Origin of the sequence: Streptomyces sp. NPDC021019, assembly GCF_044333295.1 — a bacterium.
Classification (GTDB): Bacteria; Actinomycetota; Actinomycetes; order Streptomycetales; family Streptomycetaceae; genus Streptomyces.
Genome location: NZ_JBIRQR010000002.1, coordinates 669,051 through 684,699, shown reverse-complemented (window position 1 = coordinate 684,699; position 15,649 = coordinate 669,051). Strand labels below are relative to the sequence as shown.

Annotated in this window: 17 protein-coding genes; 7 read left to right on the top strand and 10 right to left on the bottom strand. The window is 72.5% G+C overall.

Annotation, left to right across the window (positions count from 1 at the left end):
- Nucleotides 1–137: 137 nt before the first annotated feature.
- Nucleotides 138–1,361 (bottom strand): nitrate/nitrite transporter, encoded by a 1,224-nt coding sequence (locus ACH4RG_RS14030; protein ID WP_398539545.1) that lies wholly within the window; start codon nucleotides 1,359–1,361, stop codon nucleotides 138–140.
- A 127-nt stretch (nucleotides 1,362–1,488) separates the two neighbouring features.
- Between ACH4RG_RS14030 and ACH4RG_RS14025 the strand changes: the two genes are divergently transcribed.
- On the top strand, nucleotides 1,489–1,920 hold the full coding sequence (locus ACH4RG_RS14025) for an Lrp/AsnC family transcriptional regulator (protein ID WP_397916674.1): 432 nt from the start codon (nucleotides 1,489–1,491) through the stop codon (nucleotides 1,918–1,920).
- Nucleotides 1,921–1,973: 53 nt separating this feature from the next.
- Here ACH4RG_RS14025 and ACH4RG_RS14020 read toward each other — a convergent pair whose 3' ends face one another.
- The 3 genes from ACH4RG_RS14020 to ACH4RG_RS14010 all read right to left on the bottom strand — a co-directional run bounded on the left by ACH4RG_RS14020 (nucleotide 1,974) and on the right by ACH4RG_RS14010 (nucleotide 5,384).
- On the bottom strand, nucleotides 1,974–3,521 hold the full coding sequence (locus ACH4RG_RS14020) for a GAF domain-containing protein (protein WP_398539778.1): 1,548 nt from the start codon (nucleotides 3,519–3,521) through the stop codon (nucleotides 1,974–1,976).
- Nucleotides 3,522–3,618: 97 nt separating this feature from the next.
- Nucleotides 3,619–4,656, bottom strand: coding sequence for a rod shape-determining protein (locus tag ACH4RG_RS14015; protein WP_397916673.1), 1,038 nt, complete (start codon nucleotides 4,654–4,656; stop codon nucleotides 3,619–3,621).
- Between the two features lie 158 nt (nucleotides 4,657–4,814).
- On the bottom strand, nucleotides 4,815–5,384 hold the full coding sequence (locus tag ACH4RG_RS14010) for a hypothetical protein (protein WP_398160774.1): 570 nt from the start codon (nucleotides 5,382–5,384) through the stop codon (nucleotides 4,815–4,817).
- Nucleotides 5,385–5,601: 217 nt separating this feature from the next.
- Here ACH4RG_RS14010 and ACH4RG_RS14005 point away from each other — a divergent pair, with 217 nt between their 5' ends.
- Nucleotides 5,602–6,300, top strand: coding sequence for a hypothetical protein (locus ACH4RG_RS14005; protein WP_398539544.1), 699 nt, complete (start codon nucleotides 5,602–5,604; stop codon nucleotides 6,298–6,300).
- 34 nt (nucleotides 6,301–6,334) lie between these two features.
- Here the strand turns inward: ACH4RG_RS14005 and ACH4RG_RS14000 are convergent, their stop codons facing one another.
- Nucleotides 6,335–6,766: a MarR family winged helix-turn-helix transcriptional regulator gene (locus ACH4RG_RS14000; protein ID WP_397916670.1), complete on the bottom strand. Its 432-nt coding sequence runs from the start codon at nucleotides 6,764–6,766 to the stop codon at nucleotides 6,335–6,337.
- Nucleotides 6,767–6,898: 132 nt separating this feature from the next.
- Here ACH4RG_RS14000 and ACH4RG_RS13995 point away from each other — a divergent pair, with 132 nt between their 5' ends.
- The 4 genes from ACH4RG_RS13995 to ACH4RG_RS13980 all read left to right on the top strand — a co-directional run bounded on the left by ACH4RG_RS13995 (nucleotide 6,899) and on the right by ACH4RG_RS13980 (nucleotide 9,983).
- Nucleotides 6,899–7,918 (top strand): NADP-dependent oxidoreductase, encoded by a 1,020-nt coding sequence (locus ACH4RG_RS13995; protein WP_398539543.1) that lies wholly within the window; start codon nucleotides 6,899–6,901, stop codon nucleotides 7,916–7,918.
- A 101-nt stretch (nucleotides 7,919–8,019) separates the two neighbouring features.
- Entirely contained in the window at nucleotides 8,020–8,448 is a 429-nt protein-coding gene (locus ACH4RG_RS13990; RefSeq protein WP_069754619.1) for an organic hydroperoxide resistance protein, read from the top strand.
- Between the two features lie 114 nt (nucleotides 8,449–8,562).
- Nucleotides 8,563–9,378 (top strand): EI24 domain-containing protein, encoded by an 816-nt coding sequence (locus tag ACH4RG_RS13985; protein ID WP_397916668.1) that lies wholly within the window; start codon nucleotides 8,563–8,565, stop codon nucleotides 9,376–9,378.
- Nucleotides 9,375–9,983, top strand: a complete 609-nt coding sequence (locus ACH4RG_RS13980) for a LysE family translocator (RefSeq protein ID WP_398539542.1) — start codon at nucleotides 9,375–9,377, stop codon at nucleotides 9,981–9,983. Before ACH4RG_RS13985 ends, ACH4RG_RS13980 begins: the two co-directional genes overlap by 4 nt.
- 62 nt (nucleotides 9,984–10,045) lie before the next feature.
- On the opposite strand, the gene ACH4RG_RS13975 is transcribed toward ACH4RG_RS13980, so the two are convergent.
- Nucleotides 10,046–10,948, bottom strand: coding sequence for an SGNH/GDSL hydrolase family protein (locus ACH4RG_RS13975; RefSeq protein WP_397916667.1), 903 nt, complete (start codon nucleotides 10,946–10,948; stop codon nucleotides 10,046–10,048).
- A 399-nt stretch (nucleotides 10,949–11,347) separates the two neighbouring features.
- Here ACH4RG_RS13975 and ACH4RG_RS13970 point away from each other — a divergent pair, with 399 nt between their 5' ends.
- Complete coding sequence (locus tag ACH4RG_RS13970) at nucleotides 11,348–11,842, top strand: DUF3145 domain-containing protein (RefSeq protein WP_361877036.1); 495 nt, start codon at nucleotides 11,348–11,350, stop codon at nucleotides 11,840–11,842.
- A gap of 145 nt (nucleotides 11,843–11,987) precedes the next feature.
- On the opposite strand, the gene fabF is transcribed toward ACH4RG_RS13970, so the two are convergent.
- The 4 genes from fabF to ACH4RG_RS13950 form a co-directional block, all read right to left on the bottom strand.
- Nucleotides 11,988–13,250 (bottom strand): beta-ketoacyl-ACP synthase II, encoded by a 1,263-nt coding sequence (fabF, locus tag ACH4RG_RS13965; RefSeq protein ID WP_397916666.1) that lies wholly within the window; start codon nucleotides 13,248–13,250, stop codon nucleotides 11,988–11,990.
- A 76-nt stretch (nucleotides 13,251–13,326) separates the two neighbouring features.
- Nucleotides 13,327–13,575: an acyl carrier protein gene (locus tag ACH4RG_RS13960; RefSeq protein ID WP_397916665.1), complete on the bottom strand. Its 249-nt coding sequence runs from the start codon at nucleotides 13,573–13,575 to the stop codon at nucleotides 13,327–13,329.
- A gap of 63 nt (nucleotides 13,576–13,638) precedes the next feature.
- Complete coding sequence (locus ACH4RG_RS13955) at nucleotides 13,639–14,670, bottom strand: ketoacyl-ACP synthase III (RefSeq protein WP_397916664.1); 1,032 nt, start codon at nucleotides 14,668–14,670, stop codon at nucleotides 13,639–13,641.
- Between the two features lie 9 nt (nucleotides 14,671–14,679).
- Nucleotides 14,680–15,594: an ACP S-malonyltransferase gene (locus tag ACH4RG_RS13950; protein WP_397916663.1), complete on the bottom strand. Its 915-nt coding sequence runs from the start codon at nucleotides 15,592–15,594 to the stop codon at nucleotides 14,680–14,682.
- Nucleotides 15,595–15,649 lie beyond the last annotated feature (55 nt).

The following is a 15,649-nucleotide window of genomic DNA, read 5'->3' as shown; positions in this document are numbered from 1 at the left end:
GGCGGCGTCACTCCGGGCCGGTCCGCGGAGGGGCCGCCCTGCCCGCCGCGTCGCTGAACGCAGCGCCGACCGACGCCTCCTGTACGGCACCGAGGGAGTACGTGGACGGCGGCGGCCGTTCTTCCGTGCCGGGGGGCTCACTCGTCGCGCTGGGCGGTCCGCATCCGCCCGTACGCGTACACACATCCCGCCAGCGCCAGATCGGACAGCAGCATGAAGCCGATCGCGTAACTGTCCTTGGCGCTGTAGATCGCGCCCATCACCAGCGGCGGCACGAAGCCGCCCAGCCCGCCCATCGCCCCGACGATGCCCGTCACACTGCCCACCTTCGGCTGCGGCGTCACCTGCGAGACCAGGGCGAACACACTGCCGCTCGCGGTGCCGAGCCCGGCCGCCATGGCCAGCAGCGCGATCGTGCCGACCGGGTTCAGCGGCGGCTCGAAGGCCTGCACGATCGCCATCAGCGCGGCCAGCAGCAGGGCCACCGAGGTCACCAGCGCCGGGTGCGCCCGGTCCGAGAGCCAGCCGCCGATCGGCCGGAAGACCACCGTGACCAGGGCGAACCCGGCCGCCTTGGTGCCCGCCTCGGTCGGCGACATCTCGTACCAGGTCTTCAGATACGTCGGCAGATACACCCCGAACGCCACGATGCCGCCGAAGCCGATCGCGTACAGCGCCGACAGCTCCCAGGTCACCCGCAGCCTCCCGGCCTCGCCGAGCCGGTGCGCCAGCGTGGCCGCGGGGACCTTCCGGCCGGGGTGGTCGCTGACCAGGACGGCAGCCACCAGCGCGTACACCACCAGTGCCCCCGCGACCACGAGGAACGGCAGGTTGTCGCTGTGCTCGGCGATGCGCGGGGTGAAGTAGCCCGACAGCGCCACCCCGCCCATGCCCATCCCGAACACCCCCAGGGCGAAGCCCCGTCTGGCGGGCGGGAACCATGAGTTGACCAGCGGAACCCCGATCGCGAACGTCGTCCCGCCGAGCCCCAGGAGGAAGCCGACCGCGAGCATCGCCCCGTAGGAGTTCTTCGCCGGGATCAGCAGCAGCACCGGCACGATCGTCAGCGCCGACACGAGCGGGAACATCAGCTTCGCGCCGTACTTGTCCGTCAGCGCCCCCACCGGGATCCGGCCCAGTGATCCCACGAGCACCGGCACGGCCACCAGGAAGGACTGCTGGAACGAGCTGAGCCCCAGCCGGTCCTTGTACTCCCCCGACATCGGCGCGATCAGGTTCCACGCCCAGAAGGTCAGCGCGAAGCCGACCGTCGCCAGGACCAGGTTGCGGTACGCGGCCGCCGGAGGTGCGGCTGCCGCCGGGGCGGGCGGCTCGGGGGACTGCTTGACGGAGGTGTCCACACCAGCCAGTCAAGGGCGCGGGGCACCGCACGGCCCGCCGGGCTGCGCCGACCGAGGGACCGTGGGCGCCCGGCACTCCCGGTGGCCTCCCCCAGCCGATACCGCCGCGAACTGGGACAATCGCGGTATGGATCGGCTGGACAGGGAAATCCTCGGCATTCTCCAGGAGGACGCCCGGATCTCGTACCGGGATCTGGGCGTACGCGTGGGGCTCAGCGCCAACGCGGCGGGCGACCGCGTCCGCCGGATGCGGCGCGACGGGGTCATCCGGGGCTTCACCGTCATCGTCGACCCGGCCGCCGACACCCGTTCGGGCCTGGTCGTCTTCATCGATGTGACGTTGCGGCTCGACACGACGAACGAGGAGTTCGAACGCTCGGTGCTGATGCTGCCCGGAATCACGGAGGTGGTGCACGTGACGGGCGGCCACGACTACCTCGTACGGGCCACCGTCGCCGACCCCGGGGCGCTGGACACCCTGCTGCGCCGGCTGAAACGGGAGGCGGGCATCGCCCACTCCAACACCCGGATCGCCCTGCGGGCCACCCCGAAGCACTGAGCCACCGGAACCCGTGGGCCACGCCGGAGCGCTGAGCCGTCGGCACCCGCGGGTCAGACCGGGGCCTGCCAGGTCACCGTCGTCGGACGGCCGTCCTCGCCGCGCCCGTCGTCCGCGACCACCAGCCGCACCCCGGTCCGCCCGTCCGGCAGCCGGACCGTGGCGTCCACCTCCACCTCGATGGCCGACACCCCGGGCCTGCGGTGCGCGGCGGCCAGCGCCCCGCGCAGGGCGGCCAGCAGTTCCCGCCCCGTCTCCTCGCCCACCAGCGCGTCCACCGCCCCGGCGAACCGCACCGACGGCGGGAAACCCAGCAGGGCCGCCGCGCCCCCGGTCTCCCGCAGCACCCGGCCCCGGAAGGTGCTCGGGGCCCCGGCGGGCGGCTGCTGGAGCGCGAAGATCGCGGTGCGGACCTCCTGGATGGTGGAGTCCAGCTCGTCCACGGCCCGCCCCAGCAGCGCGCCGGTCTCGGTCTCCCCGCCGCCGCTCTTCGCCCTCCCGTCGCCGCCGGCCTCCGCCGCCCCGTCGTCGCCGGCCTCCTCCGACGCCGCCCGGCGGCGGGTCGACTCCAGCATCATCTCGGTGGCGAAGAGCCGCTGGACCACCAGATCGTGCAGGTCACGGGCGATCCGGTCACGATCCTCGTACACCGCGAGCTGCTCCCGGTCGGCCTGCGCGTCCGCCAGCACCAGGGCCAGCGCCGCCTGCGAGGCGAACTGGGTCGCCAGCAGCTTGTCCATCTCCGTGTAGGGCCGCTCACCGCGCCGCCGGGGCAGGGCGAGTGTGCCGATGAGCCGTCCGCCGCTCTGGAGCGGCAGCATCATGCTGGGGCCGAAGCGGGAGCGTACGCCGGTGGTCATCCGGGGATCGGTGGCCGAGTCCTCGATGAAGACGGGTTCGCCGCCGAGCAGCTGCACCAGCACCGCGGAGCCGGGCTCGATCACCGTGCCGACGATGCCCGCCGGATCGTCCAGGGTGGACGCGGTGACGATCTCCATCCCGCCCCGCTCCGTCGGCTGGAGGATCACCCCGGCGGACGCGCCCGCCAGCGCCCGGGCCCGCTCGGCCACCGTCATCAGCGCGTCGGCCGCGTCGGTACCGGTCAGCAGGGCCGTGGTGACGGCCGCCGCTCCCGCGATCCAGCGCTCGCGCTGCCGGGCCGTCCCGTACAGCCGGGCGTTGCCGATCGCGATGCCCGCCTGGGCGGCGAGGACCCGCAGCAGGGCCCGGTCCGTGTCGCTGAACGGCCCCGACGGCTTCTCGGCGAGGCAGAGATGCCCGAAGACCTCGGTATGGACCAGGATCGGCGCCCGCAGGAAGCCGCGCGCCGGGGGACCGCCGGGGGGAGGGTCCTGTGGGTCCTCCTCGACCAGGGCGGCCGGACCCGCGGACGAGTCGTCCGGGAAGAGGTCGAGGTGCTGCCGCTCCGCCTCCGTCATCCCGGCGGTGTACAGCTCCTCGACCCGGTCGCGGTCCGGGTCCAGCACGCCGAGCGCGCCGTGGCGGGCCCCGGTGAGGGCGGTGGAGGTGTCCACGATCTGCTGGAGGGTGGAGCCCAGCTCCAGGTCGCTGCCGACGTTGAGGACCGCCTCCAGAAGCATCGGCAGCCGTCCGGCGGCGTCCGGGCCGGGCTCCACGGGCCCGTTCACCCGCGCCGCCCGCGTCGGCCGTTCCCCCGCCCGGTCCGTGCCGACGCGCTCACCCCGCCAGCGGGTTGAGGACCATCGGCTGGATCTTGCCGTCCAGCATCGCGCCCAGACCGAGCACCGAGCAGACGTCGGGGCGCTCCGCGATGTGCACCGGCATCCCGGTCGCGTCGCGCAGCATCTGGTCGAGGCCCGGGAGCAGCGCGCTGCCGCCCACCATCATGATGCCCCGGTCCGCGAGGTCGGCCACCAGGTCCGGCGGGCAGTCGCGGAGCACCTTGCCCACCCCGTCGAGCACCGCGGTGAGCGGCGTGTGGATGGCCTGCCGTACGGCGGCGGTGTCGACCTGCACCGACCGGGCCAGCCCGGTCGCCACGTCGCGGCCGTGGATCTCGGTGAGGGCGGGGCCGGTCAGCTGGAGGCCGTTGCCGTGCAGCGCCAGCTGGAGCGGGCGCACGGACTGGCTCGGGAGCACCAGCTCGTGGTGCTGGCGCAGGTGCTGGATGATCGCCTCGTCGATCGCGTTGCCGCCCACGGGGATCCGGACGGCGGTCACGATCGAGCCGAGCGAGAGCACCGCGATCTGGGTGGTGGCGGCCCCGCACACCATGATCATGGTCGCCGTCGGCTGTTCGACCGGCAGCCCGCAGCCCACGGCCGCCGCGATCAGGGTGTCCACCAGCTCGACCCGACGGGCGCCGAGCCCGACCAGGGTCTCCACCGTGGCGCGCTGGGCCAGCGGGTCGGCCTCGTGCGGGGTGCAGGCGGCGGCGCGCAGCCGGGGCTTGCGGCGCAGTTGACGGCGGAGCTTGTCGCCCAGCAGATGGCGCAGCATCCGCTGGGCCATCTCGATGTCGACGACGGTGCCGCCGGAGACCGGGCGGGCCACCCGGATGTACTCGGGGGTGCGGCCGGTCATCTGCTCGGCGAGCGCGCCGACGGCGATGAGGGAGCCGGTACGGGTGTTGACGGCGGCGACGCTCGGTTCGTCGACGACGAGGCCGAGCCCCTTGACGTACACCCGGGTCCTCGCGGCCCCGAGATCGACGGCGACGTGGCAACGCTGCAACTGCTCAAGGCTGACGGTCACGGCGGGTTCTCCCGAGAGCGCGGACGGTGGGCACCGGCGGCAGCCGGTCTCTCCTTGCATGGTCGCGCCCTCAGGCCCGTCGCGCGCGCTGAGCTGCGCCGTAAGAGGGGCCGGAGCTGACGGCTCCTCAGGTCGGTGGGCCGCAAGCGGCCGCGGTGTCAGCGGGCCGGGAGCAGCCGTTGGAACAGGCCCCAGGTGAACTCCGCGACCCGCTCCCCGCCGGTGGCCGGGTCGGTGACGGCCAGCGACCACCGGGTCGGGGCGCTGCCCTCCATCGGCCGGGCCGGGGGAAAGGCGCGGGCCGCCTCGTCCACGGTGCACGACCACGGGAGCAGCGCGTCCGGAGAGGTCAGCTCCGGTCCGTCCGCGCCCGGGGCCCGCACCAGCCACTCGTTCCACACGGCCCCGCCGGGCCCGGCCATCACCTCGAACCGCAGGTCCGGCCAGAGTGGCACCGGCCACAGCAGCGCCTCGCACTCCAGCTCCCCGACCCGGCGGGGCAGGATCGCCTCCGGTTCGCCGAGCACCGAGCGGTAGCGCCGCAGCGCCCCCCGCCCCCGGGGCGCCCGGACCATGGCCTGCCAGCGGCGGTTGGCCTCCCGCATATCGGCGAGGGAGGCGCTCAGTTCATGCCGGGCCTCCTCGACCAGACCGGGCTGGTGGTCGGCCATCCGGCGCAGCAGGACGAGCTGGAACTGGAGGGGGCCGAAGGGGGCGGGAGCGGTCATGCCGCCCATCCTCCCGCGTGTCAGGCGTATCGGACCGGCCGTCACCGGAATCAGGGATTCGTCACAAGATCCTCACCTGCGCGGCTTCCCTGGTTCTTCCGCGCACGCCTAACCTGCGGGCGCCATGGATTACTGCCACCCGTGCCGACGGCATCTCAACGGGGCCCTGGCCTGCGCCGGGTGCGGTACGCCCGCCGAGGCACCGGGTCCCTCCGCCGTGCCCGCCCCTCACGTGCGGGACGCGCCGGGCGGGGCCGCACGGCCGGCCGGGGCGGCCGCGCCCGGCGATCCGGGAAGCCCCCGACGCGATGCCCGACGCGATGCCCGGCTGGACGCCCGACGCGGTGCCGGAGGCCGGTCCGGCGTCCGCCCCGACGTTCGGCCCGCGTCGCGGCGGCGGGCCCGCGGTGGTCGTCGTCGGCGCGGCCGGACCGTCCTGCTCGGCGCGCTCGGGCTGCTCCTCGCGGCGGGCGCCCTGAGCCTGGCGGAACTGGCCGGGGAACCCGGGCGGGACGACACCGCCGCCGACTACGTACGTGAGTCGCCGTCCGTCCCGTCCGGGGCCGCGCCGGAGGAGTCGTCCGCCGACGGGCCCCGCGATCCCGGCCCGACCGGGTCCCGGGCCGGGGCGACCACCCGCCCCGCGAAGGACGCCTCACCGGCGCGCACGCACCGTGGGAACCCTTCACGCGCGCCGAGCCCCGAAGCCTCGCCCACCGACGGGCCCACCGCCTCCCCGGACCCCGACGGCGCGGAACCTTCCGACGCCCCCGACGGCCCGCCCGCCGATCCGCCGGAACCGGACGATCCCCGGGAGTCGACGACCGCGCCCGCACCCCCGCCGCCCCCGGTGGAGCCGACACCCGCCCCGACGCCCTCCCCGACCTGCACCCCCTTCCTGTGGTGGTGCACGTGACCGGGGGCTGTGCGGTGGGGCACGTGATCAGGGACTAGACGGGCGCCTCGCCCAGCATCCGGCGCAGCAGGTCCCGCAGGACCGTGCGCTCGGCATCGGAGAGGCCGGCGAGCGGCTCCCGGGCGAAGTCCAGCGCGTCCCGCAGTTCACGGGCCGTGCGCCTGCCCTTCTCCGTCGCGGTGGCCAGCTTGATCCGCCGGTCGGCCGGATCGGGCCCGCGCTCGACCAGTTCCCGGGCCTCCAGCCGGTCGACGATCCCGGTGACGTTGGACGGCTCGCACTTCAGCCTGAGGGCGATCTTCCGCATCGGCAGGGGCTCCAGCGAGAGCAGCCCGAGCACCCGCGCCTGCGCCCCGGTGAGGGAGTGCTCGGCCGCGGCCCGGTCGTACTCCTCGTGGTAGCGCGCCACGACGGCGCCGATGAGCTCGACGACCTCGAGGGTCAGGGGGTCTGTGCGAGTGGCCATGAGTCACAGCGTACCGATTTACTTGACATCATGAAATATTCAGGAGCATGGTTGTTTCATGTCATGAAGCTTTTCGCGCCGCCGGGCGCGGAGGCACACCCCCTCGAATGACATTGAGGAGAACCCGAGCCCATGTCTGCAGCACTTCCCACGTCCAGCCGTGAATGGCACCTGGTCGCCCGCCCGCACGGCTGGCCCGAGGCCGAGGACTTCGCGCTGCGCGAGGCCGAGGTCGCCGCTCCGGCCGAGGGCCGCGTCCTCGTCCGCAACAAGTACTTCTCGGTCGACCCGTACATGCGCGGCCGGATGAACGACGTGAAGTCCTACACTCCGCCCTTCCAGCTCGACCGCCCCATGGACGGCGGCGCGGTCGGCGAGGTCATCGCCTCGAACGCCGAGGGCCTCGCCGTCGGCGACCACGTCCTGCACGGCCTCGGCTGGCGTGAGATCGCCGACGTGCCCGCGAAGCACGCGGTCAAGGTCGACCCCGAGCTCGCCCCGCTCTCCGCCTACCTCGGCGTGCTCGGCATGACCGGACTGACCGCCTACGCGGGCCTGTTCGACGTCGCCTCCTTCAAGGAGGGCGACGCGGTCTTCGTCTCCGGCGCGGCCGGCGCCGTCGGCAGCCAGGTCGGTCAGATGGCGAAGCTCAAGGGCGCGTCCCGGGTCATCGGCTCCGCCGGCTCCGACGAGAAGGTCAAGCTCCTCACCGAGGAGTACGGCTTCGACGCCGCGTTCAACTACAAGAACGGGCCCGTCCGCGACCAGCTCAAGGAAGCCGCCCCCGACGGCATCGACGTCTACTTCGACAACGTCGGCGGCGACCACCTCGAAGCCGCGATCTCCTCGTTCAACGTGCACGGCCGCGCCACCATCTGCGGCATGATCGCCCAGTACAACTCCACCGAGCCGACCCCCGGCCCGAGCAACATGGCGCTGATCATCGGCAAGCGGCTGCGCCTGACCGGCATGCTCGTCGGCGACCACGCCGACCTCCAGCCCCAGTTCGTCCGGGACGTGGCCGGCTGGCTGGCCTCGGGCGAGCTGAAGTACCGGGAGACGAAGGTCGAGGGCATCGAGAAGGGCTACGACGCGTTCGTCGGGCTGCTGCGCGGCGAGAACACCGGGAAGATGATCGTCTCCCTGGTCTGACCCGCTCCCTGCCGGTCGCGGTCACGCGTTAGGCTCGTCCGCAGGCCGTCGCGATCCGTGGGCGCGAGTCGCGGCGCACCAACAGGAGGAATCCTCACACCATGACCATCCAGAAGATCGACGTCGCCTACACCGCCGTCGCCACCGCCGAGAACGGCCGCGACGGACGGGTCTCCTCCGACGACGGTCAGCTCGACGTCGTCGTCAACCCGCCGAAGGCCATGGGCGGCAGCGGCGCGGGCACCAACCCCGAGCAGCTCTTCGCGGCCGGCTACAGCGCCTGCTTCCAGGGCGCACTGGGCGTCGTCGCCCGCCAGGAGAAGGCCGACATCTCCGGCTCGACCGTGACCGCCTCGGTCTCGATCGGCAAGACGGAGGCCGGCGGCTTCGGTCTGGAGGTCGCGATCAGCGCCTCCATCCCGAACGTCGACGCCGCCACCGCGCAGGCGCTCATCGAGAAGGCCCACCAGGTCTGCCCGTACTCGAACGCCACGCGCGGCAACATCAACGTCGCGCTCTCGGTCGCCTGACCACGGCGCCGCTGACCACAGCGCCGCCGCCGTCGAAAGCGGCACCGCGTGAGGACCGCACCCCGCCCCGGGGCGCGGTCCTCACCGCTTTCCCCCGCCAGTACGCTGACGCCCATGAGTGATCTCGGGGCGGGTTTCGGCTACTTGATGAAGGGGCAACGCTGGGTTGCCCGACACGGACGATGGTTCGGCTTCGGGCTGCTGCCCGGACTCGTCACCCTCGTCGTCTACGCCGGAGCGCTGATCGGACTCGGCTACGGAGCCGACGACCTCGTCGGCTGGGCGACCCCGTTCGCCGACGACTGGTCCTCGCCCTGGCAGGGAATCCTGCGCACCGGGCTGACCGCTCTCGTCTTCGTCCTCGGCCTGTTCCTCGCGGTCATCACCTTCACCGCCGTCACCCTCCTGGTCGGCCAGCCCTTCTACGAGTCGCTCTCCGAGGAGGTCGACCGCAGCGAGGGCGGCGACGTCCCCGAGTCCGGACTGCCGCTCTGGCGGGAACTGTGGATCTCCGCCCGCGACTCCGTGCGCATCCTGCTGCGCGTCGCCCTGTACGGGATCGCCCTCTTCGCCTGCGGTTTCATCCCCGTCATCGGGCAGACCGTGGTCCCCGCGATCGGCTTCTGCGTCTCCGGCTACTTCCTGGCCGAGGAGCTGACCGCCGTGGCGCTCCAGCGCCGGGGCATGGTCCTCAAGGACCGCCTCGTCCTGCTGCGCGGACGCCGGATGCTGGTGCTCGGCTTCGGCGTCCCGCTGACCCTGGCCTTCCTCATCCCCGTGGTCGCGGTGTTCCTGATGCCGGGAGCCGTCGCCGGGGCCACCCTCCTCGCCCGCGACCTGGTGGACCCGGACGCGGCGTCGGACCCGGACCCGGGCCCCGGCACCGCCGACAGCGGCGACGCACCGTCCCCCCGGGCATGGTCCGCGTGACCGAACTGCTGGCGGTCGCCGCCATCACCGTCCTGGCGGTCGTCTCGCCGGGCGCCGACTTCGCCATGGTCGTGCGCAACAGCTATCTGTACGGGCGCGCCACCGGTGTCCTCGCGGCCACCGGCGTCGCGGCGGGCGTCCTGGTCCACGTCACGTACACGATGCTCGGCGTCGGGCTGCTCATCGCCTCCTCGACCGCCCTGTTCACGGCGGTCAAGCTGGCGGGCGCCGCCTATCTGATCCACATCGGGGTGCGCACCTTCCTGGCCCGCGCCGACCTCGACGTCGACCTGACGGACCGGCGGGGGCTCTCCCCGTTCGGGGCGCTGCGCAGCGGCTTCCTCACCAACGCCCTCAACCCGAAGACGACCCTGTTCGTCGTCGCGACCTTCACCCAGGTCGTCCGGCCCGACACCGCCCTGTGGCAGCAGGCGGGTTACGGCCTGTTCATGTCGGCCGCCCACCTCGGCTGGTTCGCCCTCGTCGCGCTGTTCTTCTCGCACTCCCGGCTGCGCGGTGCGATGCTGCGCCGGCAGAGGGCCCTCAACCGCTCGATCGGCTCGGTCCTGGTCGGCCTCGGTGTCACCCTGGGCCTGGCCCGCTGAGCGGAGCACCGAGTCTTCCGTGCACGTCGCCGTGCCCGCGCCGGTGATCGTCGCCACCGGGCCTACGCGGGCGGCTCCGGGGCCGTGATGTTGCGGTAGGCGATCTCCGCCAGCCGGGCCTGGCCGTCGCGGCTCGGATGGAACCAGTCCCACTTGCTCAGCTGCGTCCCGGTGAAACGGAAGTCGAACACCGCCCCGCCGTCGTACCGGCAGTACCGGTCCTTCGCGCACACGTCCCGCAGCACCCCGTTGTACGCGACCACCCGCTCCCGCACCGTGTCCCGTCGGGCGACGGCCGCGGGGCCCAGATCGTCCGCGTCGGCGAGCATCGACCGACAGATGCCGAGCTGCCAGATCTTCTTGCCCAGCTCGTTCACCCGCCCCGCCGACCAGAGCCGCTTCAGGTCCGGCACGCTGGAGACGTACACCCGCGCCTTCGGGGCCCCCGCCCGCAACTGCCGCATCGACGCCTCGAACGACGCCCGGAAGTCCGCGACCGGCGTCATCAGCCGTACCGAGTCCCGGCACGCGTCGTTCGCGCCCGTCATCACCGTCACCAGTTCCGGCCGCTCCTTCGCCGCCAGCGCCATCTGCTCGGGCAACTGCACCATCCGCGACCCCGACACCGCGTGGTTCCAGCTGCGGTCCGCCGCCCCGGACGGTCCGAGCAGCCGGACCGCGAGACTGCGCACCGCGTCGTCCGAACCGGTCGCCCACGACACCTCGGGACAGTCGGCCAGCACCGAACAGGCGTCGAAGCCCCGGGTGATCGAGTCCCCGACCGCCGCGACCGACCCGGGCCGCGGGTTCCAGTCCGGGGTGGGGGAGGGGGACGGCGAGGCGCCGCGCGTGGCCGCCGGCGCGTTCCGCGACACGCCGCCCTCCGCCCCGTCGGAGGCGCACCCGGCCAACGCGGTGACGCCGACGCAGGAGAGCGCCGTCAGCGCGGCGGCAGTGGTACGCATGCGTGGGCGTGTCGTACGCTCCGGCATCACTCTGATCCCCTCCGGTCACCCCTGGCACATGCCTCGGGACATGCCCCCGGCAAGCACACGATCCCCAGGTCGGGGCTCTGCGCGCCCTGCCGGGTGAAAGCCGGCGAATCAGGGGCCCGAGACCGACGGTACGTCACACGGACGGCCCCGGCGCACGGTAGCTTTTCCCCGTCGAACCAGTGGCTTCCCGCCCGCCCGCGCACACAGGGGCGGCTCCGGTACATTACGTCACGTCACATACTGTCCCTTTTCAGGAGATTAACTCCCGATGCTGTTTACTGATGACAACCTCGGGAACCGGCCGGAAAGAGGCGGTACGGGCGCGAGGCCGCTGGGGAAGGCGTACCTCGTCCCACACGGGAGGTTCCGGTGACGACACGTGGAGTCCTGTACGTTCACTCCGCACCGCGCGCGCTGTGCCCACATGTCGAGTGGGCAGTGGCGGGCGTCCTCGGTGTGCGGGTACAGCTGGACTGGATCAGACAGCCGGCCGCGCCCGGCACCTGGCGGTCCGAATTCTCCTGGAAGGGCCGCGCCGGCACCGCCTCGCAGCTCGCCTCCGCCCTGCGCGGCTGGGACCTGCTGCGCTTCGAGGTGACCGCCGAGCCGTGCCCCACCGCCGAGGGCGAGCGCTACAGCTCCACCCCCGGCCTCGGCATCTTCCACGCCGTCACCGGCATGCACGGCGACATCCTGATCCCCGAGGACCGGCTGCGGGCCGCGCTGGCCCGATCGGTGCGCGGCGAGAGCGACCTGGAGACCGAGATCGCCGCCCTGCTCGGCAAGCCCTGGGACGACGAGCTGGAGTCCTTCCGGCACGCGGGCGAGGGCGCCCCGGTCCGCTGGCTCCACCAGGTGGTGTGACGCAAAGCCCCACCGGCGCCCTTCACCCGGGCAGAATCAAGCCCCTCCGGCGATAGCGGAGCGGGGTCGGGGCCGGAGCCCCGAAGAACGACGAAGCCCGCCTCCCGGACGAGCGGGAAAGCGGGCTTCAGCCGTAATGGCAGGCTCAGACGGACCGGAACGCCAGCACCACGTTGTGCCCACCGAACCCGAACGAGTTGTTGATCGCCGCGATCGACCCCTCGGGCAGCACCCGCGGCTCACCGCGCACGATGTCCGCGTCGATCGCCTCGTCGAGCTTGTCGATGTTGATGGTCGGCGGAGCGATGCGGTGGTGCAGCGCCTGAACCGTCGCCACGGTCTCGATGCCGCCCGCGCCACCCAGCAGGTGACCCGTCATCGACTTCGTCGCGGAGATCGCGACGTGGTCGAGGTCGTCGCCCAGCACCTTGCGCAGCGCCTTGATCTCCGCGAGGTCGCCCTGCGGCGTAGACGTGGCGTGCGCGTTGAGGTGGACCACCTCGGACGGCTTGAGGTCGCTGGAGTCCAGCAGGTTCTGCATCGCGGCGGCGATGCCCCGCCCGGTGGGCTCGGGCTGCGCGATGTGGTGGGCGTCGGCCGACAGCCCCTGGCCCAGCACCTCGCAGTAGATCCGCACGCCCCGCTTGGCGGCGTGCTCGGCGGACTCCAGGACGACGACGCCCGCACCCTCGCCGAGGACGAAGCCGTCCCGGCCGGTGTCGTACGGACGTGAGGCCGTCTCGGGCGCGTCGTTGTTCTTGGACATCGCCATCATGTTGGCGAACGCGGCGATCGGCAGCGGGTGGATCGCCGCCTCGGTGCCGCCGGCGACGACCACGTCGGCACGGCCGGTACGGATCATCTCGACGGCGTACCCGATCGCCTCCGCGCCCGAGGCGCAGGCGGAGACGGGCGTGTGGACACCGGCCTGGGCGTTGACCTCCAGGCCGACGTTGGCCGCCGGGCCGTTGGGCATGAGCATGGGAACGGTGTGCGGGGAGACGCGGCGTACGCCCTTCTCCTTCAGCACGTCGTACTGGTCGAGCAGGGTGGTCACGCCGCCGATGCCGGAGGCGATGACCGAGCCCAGGCGCTCGGGGGCGATGCTCTCGTCCTCGCCGGCCTTGGCGGTGAAGCCCGCGTCCGCCCAGGCCTCGCGGGCCGCGATCAGCGCGAACTGCGCCGAGCGGTCCAGCTTGCGGGCCAGCGGGCGGGGAAGTACGTCGCCCGGGTCGACGGCCGCGAGGGCCGCGATCCGGACGGGCAGTTCGGCGAAGCGCTCGCCTTCGAGAGGCTTGACGCCGGACCGGCCGGCCATCAGACCTTCCCAGGTCGATGCGGAGTCGCCACCCAGCGGAGTGGTTGCGCCGATACCGGTGACGACCACGGTGCGATTGGTCGAGTTCACTGGAAAATCTTCTCCACGTGTAGAGGGTCGTGAATCAGCGGCGCCACCGCCGGGTGGCGACACAGCCGGGCTGGGGTCAGCCCTGGTGCTTCAGGATGTAACCGGCGGCGTCGCCGACCGTCTTGAGGTCCTTGACGTCCTCGTCGGGGATCTTGACGTCGAAGCGCTCCTCGGCGGCGACGACGACCTCGACCATGGACAGCGAGTCGACGTCCAGGTCGTCGGTGAAGGACTTGTCCGTCTTGACGTCCTCGACCGGGATGCCGGCGATCTCGTTGACGATCTCGGCGAGACCGGTGACGATCTCTTCCTGCGTGGCGGCCATCTTGGGGCTCCTTCGGTGGGTTTCTTCGGGGTTCGTGCGTACGGACCGGAAGGTCCGGTGTGCCTAGGGGAGGGTAACGACCGTCGCGGCGTAGACGAGACCCGCCCCGAAGCCGATGACGAGCGCGGTGTCGCCGCTCTTCGCCTGACCGGTCGCCAGGAGCCGCTCCATCGCGAGCGGGATCGAGGCGGCGGACGTGTTGCCGGTGGACTCGACGTCACGGGCCACCGTGACGTGCTCCGGCAGTTTCAGGGTCTTCACCATCGAGTCGATGATCCGCATGTTGGCCTGGTGCGGAATGAAGACGTCCAGGTCCTCCGGGGCGATCCCGGCCGCGTCCAGCGCCTGCTGGGCGACCTTCGCCATCTCGAAGACGGCCCAGCGGAAGACCGCCTGGCCCTCCTGCGTGATGGCCGGGAACTTGATCTCGCCCTTCGAGTCGAGCGGCAGCTTGGAGACGTCACCGATGTGCAGGTCGTTCCAGGCCACCGTCTGCTTGATGGTCTCGGACTTGTCGCCCTCGGATCCCCACACGGTCGGGCCGATGGCCGGCTCCTGCGAGGGGCCGACGACGACCGCGCCCGCGCCGTCACCGAACAGGAAGGCCGTCGCGCGGTCCTCCAGGTCGGTCAGGTCGCTGAGCCGCTCCACGCCGATCACGAGGACGTACTCCGCGGAGCCCTCGACGACCATGCCCTTGGCGAGGGTGAGTCCGTAACCGAAACCCGCGCAGCCGGCCGAGATGTCGAAGGCGGCGGGCTTGCCCGCGCCGATCTTGTGGGCGATCTCGGTGGCGACGGCCGGGGTCTGCTTGAAGTGCGAGACGGTCGAGACGACCACCGCGCCGATCTGCGCGGGATCGATGCCCGCGTCCGCGATGGCCTTGCCGGACGCCTCGATCGACATCGCGGCCACGGTCTCCTCGTCGGAGGCCCAGTGGCGGGTGACGATGCCGGAGCGGGAGCGGATCCACTCGTCGGACGAGTCGATCGTCTCGAGAATCACCTCGTTCGGCACGACCCTGGTCGGACGGTAGCCGCCGACCCCGAGGATCCGTGCGTACGGGGCGCCCTTACTGGGCTTGATCTTCGACATGCTCGCTCCTTAGGCGCCTGCGTGCTCGGAGATGAGCGCGCGGGCCGTGTCGAGGTCGTCGGGGGTCTTGAGCGCGAGCGTCTTCACACCGGGCAGCGCGCGCTTGGCGAGCCCCGTCAGCGTGCCGCCGGGGCTCAGCTCGACGAGTGCGGTGACGCCCAGCGACTGGAAGGTCTCCATGCACAGGTCCCAGCGGACCGGGTTGGCGACCTGCCCGACCAGCCGGGCGATGACCTCGGTGCCGGTGGCCACGGTGTGGCCGTCGGCGTTGGAAACGTAACGCACGGTCGGGTCGGAGACCGTGAGGTCGCCCACCGCCGCGCGCAGCTTCTCCACGGCCGGAGCCATGTGGTGCGTGTGGAACGCGCCGGCCACCTTCAGCGGGACGACCCGGCGCACGCCCTCGGGCTTGTCGGCCTCCAGGGCGGCGATCTGGGCGGCGGTGCCCGCGGCGACGATCTGGCCGCCGCCGTTGACGTTGGCCGGGGTGAGACCGAGCTTCTCCAGGTGCGGGATCGTCACCTCGGGGTCGCCGCCGAGGAGGGCCGCCATGCCGGTCTCGGTGACCGCGGCGGCTTCGGCCATGCCGAGCCCCCGGGTGCGGACGAAGCGCAGTGCGGCCTCGTCGTCGATGACGCCCGCGAGCGCGGCGGCGGTGATCTCACCGACGCTGTGACCCGCGACGACGGAGGGCGAGGCGTCCAGGGCGGCTGCCGAGAGCAGTCCGGCGGCGACCAGGAGCGGCTGGGCCACGGCGGTGTCGCGGATCTCGTCCGCGTCGGCGCGCGTGCCGTAGTGGGCAAGGTCGAGCCCGATGGCGTCGGACCAGGCAGCGATGCGGTCGGCGGCACCGGGGAGGTCGAGCCAGGGGGTCAGGAAGCCGGGCGTCTGAGCGCCTTGGCCGGGAGCGACGAGTACGAGCACCCTCACACTCTCTCTTGTGGACGGCTCCGCACGCCCGTGGGGACAGGGACGAAGA

What these genes read in the sequence shown, in the direction of transcription:
- ACH4RG_RS14025 (WP_397916674.1), top strand. Translation starts at nt 1,489, where the DNA reads ATGGATCGGCTGGACAGGGAAATCCTCGGCATTCTCCAGGAGGACGCC.
- ACH4RG_RS14020 (WP_398539778.1), bottom strand. Translation starts at nt 3,521, where the DNA reads ATGCTTCTGGAGGCGGTCCTCAACGTCGGCAGCGACCTGGAGCTGGGC.
- ACH4RG_RS14010 (WP_398160774.1), bottom strand. Translation starts at nt 5,384, where the DNA reads ATGACCGCTCCCGCCCCCTTCGGCCCCCTCCAGTTCCAGCTCGTCCTG.
- ACH4RG_RS14000 (WP_397916670.1), bottom strand. Translation starts at nt 6,766, where the DNA reads ATGGCCACTCGCACAGACCCCCTGACCCTCGAGGTCGTCGAGCTCATC.
- ACH4RG_RS13995 (WP_398539543.1), top strand. Translation starts at nt 6,899, where the DNA reads ATGTCTGCAGCACTTCCCACGTCCAGCCGTGAATGGCACCTGGTCGCC.
- ACH4RG_RS13990 (WP_069754619.1), top strand. Translation starts at nt 8,020, where the DNA reads ATGACCATCCAGAAGATCGACGTCGCCTACACCGCCGTCGCCACCGCC.
- ACH4RG_RS13985 (WP_397916668.1), top strand. Translation starts at nt 8,563, where the DNA reads ATGAGTGATCTCGGGGCGGGTTTCGGCTACTTGATGAAGGGGCAACGC.
- ACH4RG_RS13975 (WP_397916667.1), bottom strand. Translation starts at nt 10,948, where the DNA reads ATGCGTACCACTGCCGCCGCGCTGACGGCGCTCTCCTGCGTCGGCGTC.
- ACH4RG_RS13960 (WP_397916665.1), bottom strand. Translation starts at nt 13,575, where the DNA reads ATGGCCGCCACGCAGGAAGAGATCGTCACCGGTCTCGCCGAGATCGTC.
- ACH4RG_RS13955 (WP_397916664.1), bottom strand. Translation starts at nt 14,670, where the DNA reads ATGTCGAAGATCAAGCCCAGTAAGGGCGCCCCGTACGCACGGATCCTC.